Source organism: Paenibacillus sp. J31R120, assembly GCF_056269225.1.
Window position 1 is genome coordinate 477,737 of record NZ_JBWDNN010000004.1, and the last position, 13,318, is coordinate 491,054.

Consider the following 13,318-nt stretch of genomic DNA (forward strand, 5'->3'; position numbering starts at 1 on the left):
GTTTGAGAGAGGAGTAATAACGATGGGACACCCTACGATTTATCCGACAGGAACGACGGTATATAACCCGAGAAAGGCATGGAGCGGCTATACGCTTTATCAGGCGGCGGAGACGGGCGCGCTGCTGGTCGATATGAACGGCAGAGAGGTGCATTTGTGGAAGGGGCTGAGAGGCTTTCCGAACAAGCTGCTTCCCGGCGGCTATGTGCTGGGCAGTACGGCGGAGCGCGATCCGCAGTATGGTTTTCAGGATGAGCTGAATCTGGTGCAGGTGGATTGGTACGGCAATATTGTCTGGAAGTTCGACCGCTACCAGTGGATTGAAGATCCCGGGCATCCTGCGCAGTGGATGGCGCGCCAGCATCATGATTACCAGCGTGAAGGCAATCCCGTCGGCTATTACGTGCCCGGGCAGGAGCCGAAGACGGATTCCGGCAATACGATCGTGCTGGCGCATAAAAATGTAAGCCGTCCGGAAATTTCCGACAAGGAGCTGCTGGACGATACGATTCTTGAAGTCGACTGGGAAGGCAACGTCATCTGGGAGTGGACGTGCAGCGATCACTTCGAGGAGCTGGGCTTTGACGAGGATGCGAAGCGGGCGTTGTACAAGGACCCCAACACGAGATTCTTTGGCGCCAATGCAGGCGATTGGATGCATATTAATTCTGCTTCGGTGCTTGGGCCGAACAAATTTTACGACGAGGGCGACGAGCGGTTCCATCCGGACAATATCATATGGGATGCGCGCGAGACGAATATTATTGCCATTATAAATAAAAAAACAGGGAACATCGTATGGAAGCTCGGGCCGAATTACAATGACGAAGCGACTAAGCATATCGGCTGGATTATCGGCCAGCACCATGCTCACATGATTCCGAGAGGACTGCCGGGAGAGGGCAATATTCTCATCTTCGACAATGGCGGCTGGGGCGGCTACGGGTTGCCGAACCCAGAGTCCCCGGACGGTCTGAAAAACGCGCGGCGCGACCACTCCCGCATTCTGGAGATCAATCCCGTTACGCTGGAGATCGAATGGCAGTATACGCCGACGGAAGCGGGCTTCCAGGCGCCGCTTGACTCTTATCGGTTCTACAGCCCCTATATCAGCTCCGCCCAGCGGCTGCCGAACGGCAATACCCTCATTACGGAAGGGGCGGACGGACGCATCTTCGAGGTGACGAACGAGCATGAGCTGGTATGGGAGCATATCTCCCCCTACAAAAATAAACGAAACTCCAACATGGTATATCGCGCATACCGCGTGCCTTACGAATGGGTGCCTCAGCTGGAGCAGCCGGTCGAGACGGAGATTGCGCCGCTGGATGTGGCGGACTATCGTCTGCCGGGCGCAGCGCCAAGAGGAGCGATTACAGCCGTTGAAGTAGAAGGGACATTGTCTTATGAAGAGGGTGCTTTATGCGTGGCACGTACCGATGAAGCCCCTGCGAAGGAGGAGAATAGCCATGAAGAATCGTAGCGCGGCAAACAGATGGAGTTTGGTACTGCTGACGTTGGTTGCAGCTGCTGTTCTAATGGCCGGCTGCTCCAGCGGAAAAAGCGATGGTCCCAAGCTTAAGCTCAGAATTGCAGACATTACGACGAATACGGTATTCCAGGTTGCGAAGAGCAAAGGCTTCTTCGATAAGCATGGCCTTGACGCTGAACTGGTGACGTTCGCGACTCCGGCCGAGGGTGTCAATGCGCTCTTTATCAAGCAAGTAGACGTCGCGTTCGGGGCCGATTTCCCGCTGCTGAACGCTGTCAGCAAAGGCGATTATTCCATTATTGCCTCCTCCGGCACTGCTACCGAACTGAGCGCCAGCGAGTGGAAGCTGTTCGTGCGCAAGGAGATCAGCAGCGCGGCGGATTTGAAGGGCAAGAAGCTGAGCTTCTCCAGAGGCACTTTTATTCCTTATCTATGGGATGTTTACCTGGCTGAGAACGGGATTGATCTGTCGGAGGTCGAGCTGATCGGCCAAGGCGGCTTTGATGAAGCTTATGTTGCTTTGAAAAAAGGCGAGATTGACGGGGCATGGGTCTATGGGGCGGTTCTGAACGAAAAATTTGGCGCGCTGGAAGAAGCTTATGAGCTGACGGATATGTCCCAGACGCCGGTGCGTCTCGGCACGGGTCTAATCACCTCCAACGAGCTGATCGGCAGCAATCGGGAAGGGGTTATCGCTTTCTTGAAGGCGGTCGACGAAGCGTCGAGGTACGCTCAGGACCATCCTGACGAGACGGCCGACATTTTGTACAAGGAAGTGAAGCAGCCTCGTGAGGCTACGCTAAAGGATTTGCCAAAAAATCCGTGGAATATCGGCTTCACGCAGAAGGCCTATGAGGGCATGGCAGGCCAAAAGCAGTATATGGTTGACAACGGCATCATCGAGAAGGATTTTAACCTGGACGATAAATTGAATCTGGAACTGGTGCGGGAGACATTCCCGGATCGCGTCGAATTGAAATAGGGGGATGATGGGATGAGCGCAGCGTCGAAAAGCAATGAAATTTACATCGAGCGATTGAATAAAAGCTACTCGCAGCCATCGGCGGGAGAACTGCATTACATTATCAAGGATGTGGACCTGACCGTTAAAGGCGGACAATTTTTTGTCCTGCTTGGGCCGAGCGGCTGCGGCAAGTCGACGCTGCTTAGTCTCATCGCCGGTTTCGTCTCCAAGACCTCGGGCGAGGTGCGTGTCGGGGAGAAGGAAGTGGTGCGTCCCGGCCAGGATCGTGCTGTCGTCTTCCAGCAGGCAGACTCCTCTCTCTTTCCTTGGCTGACCGTTCGGGAGAACGTAGAGTTTGGTCTGAGGATGAAGCGGATACCCGCTGCCAAACGAAAGGAAATCTCCGACAAGTACATTGCCATGGTCGGTCTCTCCGGTCACGAAGGGAAATTCCCGCGCGAGCTGTCGGGCGGCATGAAGCAGAGGGTGCAATTGGCCCGCGTATTGTCTAACGATCCCGACATTCTGCTCATGGATGAGCCGTTCGGGGCGCTCGACGCCATGACCCGCCGCACGATGCAGCGGGAGCTGGTCAATATTTGGCGCAGCACCGACAAGACCGTCATCTTCGTGACGCACGACATTCAGGAGGCGCTTCTGCTCGGTGGCCGAATCGGCATTATGTCGGCGGGACCGTCGTCACATATCTCGCATATCTACGATGTGCCGCTAGCGTATCCACGCGATTTGGCCTCTCCAGAATTCCATAAGCTGCATGAGGTGATTCAATCGCATTTTGAGGAATAGCGAGTTCTGCTGTCAATGGCACGGCGTATGATTTGAAAAGGGAAACGGAGTGATCGCCATGAGCGCGAGATTGAAAAAATGGGGGGTTCATAGCCTCTTCCTGCTAGGAGGCTTGACGGTCTGGCAGCTCTTGTCGCTGGTGTACGGGCCGGAGATATTGCCGGGACCGATCTATACGGCGCAAGGCGGGTATGAGCTGCTGCAGGACGGAACTCTGTTGCAATATATCGGCATTAGCTCGTACCGTGTATTGGCGGGTTGGACGCTAGGGAGCCTGATAGCGATACCTGTCGGACTGATTATCGGTAAGGTAGGTGCGATCCGTGCTGTAGCGGAGCCGTTTTTGAACTTTATCCGGTTTATACCGCCTATCGCGTTTATTACGCTGTTTCTGGTATGGTTCGGAATTGGCGAAACCTCGAAAATAGCGTTGATTCTGTACGCGACCTTTTTTATCGTCGTGCTGAACACGCTAACCGGGGTCATGTCGGTGGAAGAGGATAAGATTCGTTCTGCCCGCAGCATGGGCGCATCGGAATGGCAGATCGTCTTGCATGTTATTATTCCCGCTACCGTACCCTATATGTTCACTGGCATCCGGCTCGCGATGGGCACATCCTTTATGGCGATTATCGGCGCGGAGATGATTGCATCCAACGAGGGCGTCGGCTATCTGATCTGGAATTCGCGTCTGTTCTTCCGCACGGACTGGATCTTCGTCGGCCTGATCTGCCTTGGCCTCATGGGTTTCCTGACTGATCGCGCAGTCGCCTGGATCGGCCGCAGGCTGCTATCCCGTTATGGTGTCGTTAGCACAACTTCGCTCAGACGTTGAACCTTGGCTAATAGTCTTGGCAGGTCAGTTGTAGGACGACGCCAACAAGAATGCGCAAAGAAGCTCCGCAGCCGAGAGGCGGCGGGGCTCTTTTGAGTGTTGTTAAAACACGTTGTTCTTATCCCATATAGTTTGCGTTGAGTCGCTCCGTTATTCATGCCGGTTAACTAAAAACCGCAAATTAACGTTTCCACAAATCACTAAATGCACGTTCAAGCCCGTCTGAACGGAATAGTGTTGCCACAAAACGTTAATTGGGTGCAGGTGCTGAAAATCCAAAATTAACGTTTCTACAAAACACTAAATGTGCGTTCATGCCCGTCTGAACGAAATAGTGTTGCCACAAAACGTTAATTGGGAGCAGGAACTAAAAATCCCAAATTAACGCTTCTACAAAACACTAAATGAGCGTTCAAGCCCATCTGAACGGAATAGTGTTGCCACAAAACGTTAATTGGGAGCAGGAGCTAAAAATCCCAAATTAACGTTTCTACAAAACACTAAATGCGTGTTCAAGCCGTCTGAACGGAATAGTATTGCCACAAAACGTTAATTAGGAGCAGGAACTAAAAACACCAGTCAGCAGCAGATGAGCATCGGAAGTTCCGTCATAAGAGAGTGCTACTAGATCACCCAATGAGTAACAGACGGGCCCCAACAGCCCGTCAATCAGCCGAACATCGTCATGTAGAAAAACACAGCGCGCCTTCCGCTCACACTATCCTCCCCCTCAGACCCGAAGACCAGTACCAGACAGAGTTGGTACTATTCCGTTTCTCGGCTCGTTGATATATTGGTACCAAGTCATAAACAATTCGACTGGCTGCCATTATGAACGAAGAGGTGACGGATATGACAGCAGGCAAAACGAACCGTCCAAAGAATCCAACGAGCCGTAAATCATACTTATACATTCTGCTTTCCAATACGGGAACAGCATTTTCGAGGCTGATTCAATGCTTCACGAATGCCCCCTATAACCATGCGTCCATCGCGCTGGATTCTGAGCTGAACGAGCTGTACAGCTTTGGCCGCAAGACGGCACGTAACCCGCTTAATGCCGGTTTTGTTCAAGAAGACGTCTATTACGGAACATATAGCTATTATCAACAAACTTCATGCATCCTACTGCGGCTGGAAGTAACGCGCAAAGAAAAGGAAGCTGTCGCCGCGGCGATTGAGCAGTTCCGCCAGGAGCGGGAGCGTTATTCCTACAATTTGATCGGTCTAATCGGGGTGTTGCTCAACCGAGACCTTGAAATCCCGGACGCTTATTTCTGCTCGCAATTCGTAGCGGAGGTGCTCCGCAGAGGCGGACTCTCGCTGTGGAATAACCCGGAAGCGGGAGAACTGCCGCCTGCTCTTGTTACGCCGCAGCACTTCCACCACCACCCCCGGATGGAGAAGGTGTACGAAGGAAGGCTGGCGGATTACCCTGAGCTAGATCGTCAACAATTGAACGCATCTTATGCGAAGAGATACCAAAGGCGCACAGCCGCTTTGAAGGTCAATTGACCCGGCTCGATCAGCGTAGCGTCGCTGGCCGCCATCATCGTTTTGAAGCGGATGGGCTCGCCATCTCCCCCGATCTCCTGTACCTTGCATGGCACGGCGGATAGGGAGACGCCAAGCGCTGCCGCAATCCCGGCTGCTTTCTGCTGGGCGCGGCGCACGGCTTGCGCGAGCGCTTCCTCCTGATGCTTCTCCGCTTCGGAGGAGGCAAAGGCGACCTCGGAGACCAAATTGGCGCCATGGGCGGTTGCCGTGTCCAGCACCGTGCCGGCATGCTCCACGCCATCCAGCGTAATTTGCAGCAGATGCGTTGCTTTGTATCCGCGGAATACTTGCTTGCCATCCTCGTAATCGTATTGTGGTTCGATACTATACGATTTTGTCTGCACATTTGATCTCGGCACTCCAAGCGCTGTCAATGCTTCGATAATAGCCCGGATTGCGTCTGCATTCTCGCGCTGGACCGGCGCAACCTCCTTGCCTTCAGTCACAACACCGAGGGTGATGATCGTCCGGTCCGGCGCTGCCGATGTCACGCCTTCTCCGCTTACTTCAATCGTAAAATCGCAGCCTTCCTTTTCCGCGCCTCTTTCGCTTCTGTTCAAAATCGTCATGCCAGAACAGCTCCTTTCGCACACTTTCCTTTATTTTGTTATTCTATGGATCACGCAAGCTGGTCATTCTTGAAGATTACAAGTCTATTTCCCTCTCTTTTTTTGGGCCTTCGTCTTCTTTCTCTGCCTCTTTTTTTACAACTTCTCAAAAACTTCTTCACACTCTCGTAAAATTCGTGTATATAATAAAGCTAACAACTGAATGGAATATGGGTCGGAGAAAACGAGAAAACCCTGTTTGCACGAAGGCTGGAAGCATTTTGCTTCTACCTGAATCAAACGGGGTTTTCTCTTTTTTTGTTGCAAGGGGCATGTCGGACCCGGATTCACAGGTTGTGAGATTGGTAGAATCCAATATTACTGGGAGGGATCGTGTTGAAGAAAAAGTTTCAGAAGTGGAGTGCATATGTGCTGGTTGCTGCATTGCTGGCAGGCCTGTGGCCGCAGTCATGGACAGATCGCGCGTATGCAGCCGAGGCTCCGTCAGCGCTGTGGATCACCGAGATTGTGCCGCGTTCCGGGGGAGAGGGCCAGCCTTACGAATTTATCGAACTGCACAACAGCAGCAAGGCAGCGATCAATCTGAATCAATACCAGCTTCAATACTTTACCAGCAGCATGACGAATCCGGCCAATCGCTGGCCTATAGGCGATACGACAATTGGGGCAGGGGAGACGAAGGTGCTATGGCTAAAAAAATTCGACTACCCGAATGTCCCGCTGGAGGACTTTAACGCCAACTACGGCGTTTCACTGGATTCCGCAGACGTTATTGAGATAGCGCTTACAACATCGGCGCAGGGTCTTCATGACAGCGCATTGCGCAAAGTAGCGATAGCGGATACCGCAGGTCTACCGCTTGTGTCGGCCTTGTTCAACGAAGGCGTTGCCGACGGCATGCTGAACCGCAGTGTCATCTACAAGGAGGGAGACTCCGCCGAGATGAAGCGGCTGCGCAATGACGAGACGCCGACGCCGGCCACGCTCTTGGCGGAGCAGCTTCCGGGGGCGCCTGATCCGGGCGGCGAGCCTCAGCCTGCACCATCGCCAGGTGATGGCGATATTGCGGCGCCGCTGCCGGGAGAGCTGCTCATCACAGAGCTGATACCGGATACGGCTAACTTTGCCGGGTATGACGCTTTTGAATTTGTCGAGCTGTACAATGCAGCAAGCCATCCCGTAGAGCTTCAAGGCCATACGGTTGCTTCCGCTAGCTGGTCTGTGACCATTGAAGAATCACTGGTGCTGCCGGAATGGAGCAGCTATGTCATCTGGACGCGCAGAGGAGAGATTGCTCCAATTGGCATGGAAGCGTTCAACAGCTATTATTACGCCGAATATACGGGCAAATATGTGCCCGAGGGCAGTTACCGTATCTTTGAGAACATTGGCGGGCTTACGAACAGCGGCAATCAGAACGTCACGATTCGGGGCCTCTCTGGCAACGAGATTGCCAAAGCCTCCTACTCCGCCTCGCATGTGGCGGAAGGCAAATCGATCACATTCCGCTATCCTAGCGGCGGCAGTACGGCCATGGAGCTGATTGGCGGCTTGCAGGCGCCGACACCGGGTTATGTAGTGGCGGGACAAGCTCCGCCGAAGCCAGTCGTGAATACCGAAGCGCCGCAGTCTCCTATAGGGCTCACCGCTGCTGCAGGCGAAGGATCGGCAGACCTAAGCTGGTCCCCGAACGGTGAATCCGATCTTTGGAGCTACCGCATCTATATGGACGGCCAATTGCAATTTGAAGTGCCGGCATCGCAGCTTTCTTTTCGAGTGGACGGGCTTGTCGGCAATGTCTCTTACGACTTTCAGGTCAGCGCAGTGAACACATCAGACAAGGAGTCTGCTCCTTCTGCGATTGCTTCGGCAGAGCCTGGGCATCAGAAGCTGACGCAGACGGAACGCGCGCTGCTTCAGCAGCCGGAGAAATATGCGCTGACCTGGGCGATCGGCGAAGCCGGACCGGTTATTCCTGGCCTTGCCGAAGGCGTCGTGCCGCAGGGCATTGCTTACGACGAAGAGCTGGACTGGCTTGTAACCGTGTCGTATATGGACGACGGCCGTCCCGGCGTGCTATCGGTTATGCAGGAATCGACAGGCGTCCAGCTCAAGTCGCTTTCGCTCATGAACGAGGACGGCACGCCGTACTTGGGTCATGCCGGGGGCGTATCGATTATCGGCGACGATGTGTGGGTCGCCTCGGAGACGTACCTGTACCGGCTCGATGTTGCTGATATTGGGGCGGCGGAGCATGGGGGAGAGGTGCAGTTCACCGGAGTCATTCCGGTGCCACTGCAAGCAGCTTTCATGACTTATGCGGACGGAGTGCTTTGGGTAGGCGAGTTCTATGAGGCAAAGTCATATCCGACCGATCCTCAGCATCATATTGCGAACCGGGATGGCGAGACGCATTATGCCTGGATGGCGGGCTACGAGCTGTCGACAGACACAGGCCTTCCGGGCGCAGACAACTGGAATGGCAATAAGGCAACAACAGCAACACCTAATTATTTGTTCTCTATTCGGGAAAAAGTGCAAGGAGCGGCATTCGACGACAGCACTGTCTATTTGAGCACCTCGTACGGGCGCGCCAATGACAGCACGCTATACCGTTACCGTACGCCGGATCTGGCAGGAACGCCGCATGCGAGCGCTGTTGTGAATGGTGTTACTGTGCCGCTGTGGTTCCTGGACGGCCAAGCCGCTACAGAAACGAATGCTTCGCTTGTTACGGTGCCGATGTCGGAAGGCATAGCCGTGGCCGGGGGAGAGCTGTATGTCCTGCTGGAATCCGGGGCGAACAAATACCGGTATACGACTACGTTCATCATGGACCGGATGCTGAAGCTGGACTTGGCGGCATGGGAGAGCTATGGCTCCGAGCCTCCGGCAGCTGAGCGTCCGCCGGTTCGTGTCTCGCAATTCATGTACGATGCGCCGGGCGCCGATGACGGCAAAGAATACATTGTGCTGCGCAACTATGGAACGAAGCCGGTGGATATCGGCGGCTTCAAGCTGGGCGACGGCATTAACGAAGGCGGCGGCGAGGGCATGGCTGAATTCCCGGCCGGTACGGTGATTGAGCCGGGCGAGGTTGTCGTTGTCAGCCAGTCCGCGCTTATATTCAAGCAGACATACGGCGTGTCGCCGGACTTCGAAGTGCCATGGGAGGGCGTATTCAAGCCGCAAGATGATCCGGCCGTACCTGATTTGCTGCCGACGACATGGTCCACCGGCGTCATCCAGCTGGCGAATGGCGGCGACGAGATTCTATTGATGGATAGAGCCAATGAAGTTGTTGATTTTGTGCCTTATCTGAAAGATATGACTTACCGCGGCATTGCTTACAAAGGAGTGACGGCTGCGGCTGGCGGCAACGGCAATGCGATTCATCGCATTAGCGATACCGATGTCCCGGCAGCGGACTTTGCGGCTGCGCCGCCAGATCTGCCGAACAAGCCAATTCCGATTCCGACCAGCCAGACGCTGCTCATTACAGAAGTGGTGTATGATCCGCTTTTCGAAGAGATTACGGGCGAATATATCGAGCTGACGAACATTTCCACGCAGCCGATTGATATAAGCGGCTATTATTTGGGCGATGAAGAGACAGAAGGACAGGCGGCTGCGGAAGGGATGTACAACTTCCCGGAAGGAACGGTACTGGCGCCATATGAAGTCATTGTCGTGGCTAAGAATGCCAAGGGCATTGAGGAGCGCTATGGCATCAAAGCCGACTTCGAGCTTGACGAGTCAGATCCCGAAGTGGCGAAAATGATTCCGAATTGCGACTGGGGTTGCGGCAATATGCAGCTTGCGAATACGGGCGACGAGGTGCTGCTGCTTGACCGCAACAAAGCTTTGATCGATGTCGTTGTGTATCGGTCCGGCATGTATATGGGCATTGAAGCCCATCCGGGCGTTGCGGGAGGGCATTCACTGGAGCGTATTAGCGATACGGATACGAAAAACAGCCGCGCCGACTTTGTCGATCAGCCGAACCCGACGCCGGGACTGCTGCTGTTCGGGCCGAACGGACGCCTGGATCTGATTCCGGTATCGGACTTGAAGGAGAATGTGCTATTGACCGAGGAGCCAGAGAGCAAGCTGGCGGCAGCGCCAACAGTGGCTGATGCATCAGGAGTGCTTCCTGAAACATTCGTCTCACGAACTTCGGCTTTCCTGCTAACGGTTGGTCTATCGGGCGGCAAGCTGATGGCAATCAATGTGAACATGGAGCTGAAGGATGCGCTGCAGCGGCTTGACGGTCACAGACTGCCGATGCTGGAGCTGCAAGACCGTTCGCTTATGCTGGCGGTACACGGCTTGCTTGGCGAGCTTGAAATGCAAGATGTCATGATCGTGTCGGGGAATGCCACTGTCGTGAAGGACATGCGCGAGCTGGATGATGAATATCGCGGAGTTGTGCGTATTCAAGGCACAAGCCTCAAGCGGGAGCAATGGAACGATATCGTCATTAGCGTAAGAAACAGCACGGGCTTGACAGCGCTGCTGGATTACCGGGCGGCAAGCGCCGAGCTGACCTCTTACCTGGCGGCTCGGGGAATCTCGGTATGGGCATACGGAATGGAGCAGGAGGCTGATCTTCACCGGGCGATCGCGGCAGGCGTTACAGGACTGATGACGAGCAAGCCGCAAGCGGGGGTCGAAGCGATTCAGAGTTATGACGAGCAAGCGACGCTTGGCGTTCCGCCGTTGTTCGTCGCGCATCGCGGCATGAGCTCACTGGCGCCGGAGAATACGATGGACGCCTTCAAGCTTGCGGTAGAGATGAATGCCGATGTGATTGAAACGGATGTGCTGCGCACCAAGGATGGCGAGTTGGTGCTGCTGCATGACTTCACGGTAGATCGGACGACGAACGGCAGCGGGCGGGCAAGCGAGATGACGCTTGAGGAGCTGAAGGCGCTGACGGCCAATCGCACGGATCAGGTAGCATGGCAGCCGATCTATGATCAATTCCCGGATGCTCGAATTCCGACGCTGGCTGAGCTGCTGGCCTATGCCAAGAATAAAGACATTGTACTTGCGCTGGAAATGAAGGGGATCGGTTACGAACGGGAGCTTGTTGATTTGATTGAGCATTACGATATGGTGGCAGATGTTTATGTGTCCAGCTTCAGCAGTGAAGTACTGAAGCGGGTGCATGAGCAGAATCCGCAGATCGGCATCGGCTTCGTGTTGGATGGCGGCGTGCCTGAAGCGGGCAAAGAGCTGGTGCAAGCGGAGAAGCTGATCACGGACAATGTGCAGCTTGGCGCATTCCTGCTGGCCAATACGACGCTGATGACGCCTGAGCTTGTCGCTTATGCCAAACAGCGCGGCGTTGCATCCGTAGGCTGGACGGTGAATACGAAGAGCGGCATGCAGGAGTTGGCGGCGCGCGGAGTCGGCGGCATTATTACGGACTATGCGAACTGGATGAATGAGCTGCCGACCGGTATTAGCAGCCTGCGGGCGAACGGAAGCTACACGCTGCGTCCGGGAGCAGAGTTGTCCTGGGATGAGCTGGTTGCAGTTGCATCACGGACTGGAGCAGACATTCCATTGAATGGCGGAGTTCGTATTCTAGGCGAAGCTTCAGGTGCTGTGGAACTGGAAGGCAACCTGATTAAGGCGGTTAAACCCGGCCATGCGATTCTGCAACTCTATCATGACTTCCCGTTGTTCCAGCCGGTGGAAGGTGAGGCTGTGCCGGAGTCGAGTTGGAGAGTTTATTCGGAGCCGATCCGGGTGACGGTAGCGAATCAGACTACACCGAGCACACCGGGCGACGGCGGACAGGGTTCGGAATACGCATCCAGATATGAGCCAACTGCAGCCGAGCTTGCCGCGCTTGGTGGCAAGCTGAAGCTCAGCGGCAAGCAGACATTGGTATCCCTTCCGGGCGGCATGAGCGATTGGCTTCCTGCTGATGGCTTATCTGTTCAATCCGGTTCGTGGACGCTGCAGCTTCCAGCCAAGCTTTTGCTGGCCGCGCTGCAAGCCCTGCCTGAAGAACAACGAGGGGATGGCAGACTGGAGCTCTCTATGATTCCGGTTAAGGCTGAGCAGAATCTAGCTGATGGAATGAAGCAGCGCGGCATAATCATGGATTTCAAACTGGAGGCCGTTGATCGCGAAGGCATGCGGACGGTTGTGACAACTTTCAGTGAAGAGGCCAATATGCACTTCCAGCTTGAAGAAGGAACCGACCTATGGCTTGCTGGCATCTATCAGCTGATGAATGACGGAACGCTGCATTATGTCCGTGGAAAAGTAAACAACGGATATATCGAAGCCGGCTCGACGCATTTCAGCCGCTATACGGTCATGGAATACAGCCCGGTATTCCAGGATGTGCCAAGCTCCCATTGGGGACACGAAGCGATAACAAGACTTGCTGCCAAGCATATTGTCGAAGGTATGGGAGGGGGCAGCTTTGCGCCGGAGCGGGCGGTGACGCGAGCGGAATTTACAGCGCTGCTTGTCAGGGCTCTGGGCTTGCAGGCACCTGATAGAGATATGCCGTTCTTGGATATCGACAGCGGCCAATGGTATGCCGATTCCGTTGCGGCAGCCTATCAGGCGGGACTCGTAAGCGGCGTATCGGAGGAGCGCTTTGCGCCAGAGGCGCGGATTACGCGCCAGCAGATGGCGATTATGCTAGTCCGTGCTACACAATGGGCGCAGCAGCATGGGAATGCGCTGAAGGACAGCGATGCCACCCGAACAATAGATAGCTTTGGCGACAAAGGGGATATTGCTCATTGGGCCAAGGATGAAGTCGAGCAAGCGCTAAAGCTTGGACTGATGAACGGGCGCGGCAATGACCGCTTTGCGCCGCTGGAGCAGACAAGCCGCTCCGAAAGCGTGCAGGCCTTATACAATCTTATTGTCCGGCTGCAATTGCTGCCGTAAATAGCTTAGAATCCACATATAGAAAACGCTAGTATTAGAAGCAAGCTTCAGGCTGATGCAGCCCGGAGCTTGTTTTTTTCTGAAGCAGCTTTCCGCTTTACAACATCTCTACATTTCGTTGACACTGCTTTAATAGTTGGGCGCTATAGTTGTCCTAGAAGCAAGGCACC

General features: G+C 54.5%; 7 protein-coding genes. 6 read left to right on the top strand and 1 reads right to left on the bottom strand.

The genetic code is table 11. From position 1 onward, the window contains the following. Nucleotides 1–22 precede the first annotated feature (22 nt). From AC0YNW_RS17645 to AC0YNW_RS17665, 5 genes are all read left to right on the top strand, one after another. On the top strand, nt 23–1,483 hold the full coding sequence (locus AC0YNW_RS17645; RefSeq protein ID WP_475833043.1) for an aryl-sulfate sulfotransferase: 1,461 nt from the start codon (nt 23–25) through the stop codon (nt 1,481–1,483). Beyond that, nucleotides 1,470–2,474: an ABC transporter substrate-binding protein gene (locus tag AC0YNW_RS17650; protein ID WP_475833044.1), complete on the top strand. Its 1,005-nt coding sequence runs from the start codon at nt 1,470–1,472 to the stop codon at nt 2,472–2,474. The genes AC0YNW_RS17645 and AC0YNW_RS17650 overlap by 14 nt, the downstream gene beginning before the upstream one ends. 12 nt (nt 2,475–2,486) lie before the next feature. Continuing rightward, nucleotides 2,487–3,263 carry an ABC transporter ATP-binding protein gene (locus AC0YNW_RS17655; protein WP_387471353.1) on the top strand — a complete coding sequence of 259 codons (777 nt, stop codon included), beginning with the start codon at nt 2,487–2,489 and terminating at the stop codon, nt 3,261–3,263. A gap of 58 nt (nt 3,264–3,321) precedes the next feature. Next, nucleotides 3,322–4,098, top strand: coding sequence for an ABC transporter permease (locus tag AC0YNW_RS17660; protein ID WP_475833045.1), 777 nt, complete (start codon nt 3,322–3,324; stop codon nt 4,096–4,098). Between the two features lie 852 nt (nt 4,099–4,950). Next, nucleotides 4,951–5,613, top strand: coding sequence for a hypothetical protein (locus AC0YNW_RS17665; RefSeq protein ID WP_475833046.1), 663 nt, complete (start codon nt 4,951–4,953; stop codon nt 5,611–5,613). Here the strand turns inward: AC0YNW_RS17665 and AC0YNW_RS17670 are convergent. Further along, nucleotides 5,565–6,224 (bottom strand): SIMPL domain-containing protein, encoded by a 660-nt coding sequence (locus AC0YNW_RS17670; RefSeq protein WP_475833047.1) that lies wholly within the window; start codon nt 6,222–6,224, stop codon nt 5,565–5,567. The genes AC0YNW_RS17665 and AC0YNW_RS17670 overlap by 49 nt on opposite strands. Before the next feature lie 375 nt (nt 6,225–6,599). Between AC0YNW_RS17670 and AC0YNW_RS17675 the strand changes: the two genes are divergently transcribed. Next, nucleotides 6,600–13,148 carry a lamin tail domain-containing protein gene (locus tag AC0YNW_RS17675; RefSeq protein ID WP_475833048.1) on the top strand — a complete coding sequence of 2,183 codons (6,549 nt, stop codon included), beginning with the start codon at nt 6,600–6,602 and terminating at the stop codon, nt 13,146–13,148. The last annotated feature ends 170 nt before the right edge of the window (nt 13,149–13,318 follow it).

Excerpts from the sequence above, each read along its gene's own strand:
- AC0YNW_RS17670 (WP_475833047.1), bottom strand. The coding sequence starts at position 6,224 with ATGACGATTTTGAACAGAAGCGAAAGAGGCGCGGAAAAGGAAGGCTGC.
- AC0YNW_RS17655 (WP_387471353.1), top strand. The coding sequence starts at position 2,487 with ATGAGCGCAGCGTCGAAAAGCAATGAAATTTACATCGAGCGATTGAAT.
- AC0YNW_RS17650 (WP_475833044.1), top strand. The coding sequence starts at position 1,470 with ATGAAGAATCGTAGCGCGGCAAACAGATGGAGTTTGGTACTGCTGACG.
- AC0YNW_RS17660 (WP_475833045.1), top strand. The coding sequence starts at position 3,322 with ATGAGCGCGAGATTGAAAAAATGGGGGGTTCATAGCCTCTTCCTGCTA.
- AC0YNW_RS17665 (WP_475833046.1), top strand. The coding sequence starts at position 4,951 with ATGACAGCAGGCAAAACGAACCGTCCAAAGAATCCAACGAGCCGTAAA.
- AC0YNW_RS17645 (WP_475833043.1), top strand. The coding sequence starts at position 23 with ATGGGACACCCTACGATTTATCCGACAGGAACGACGGTATATAACCCG.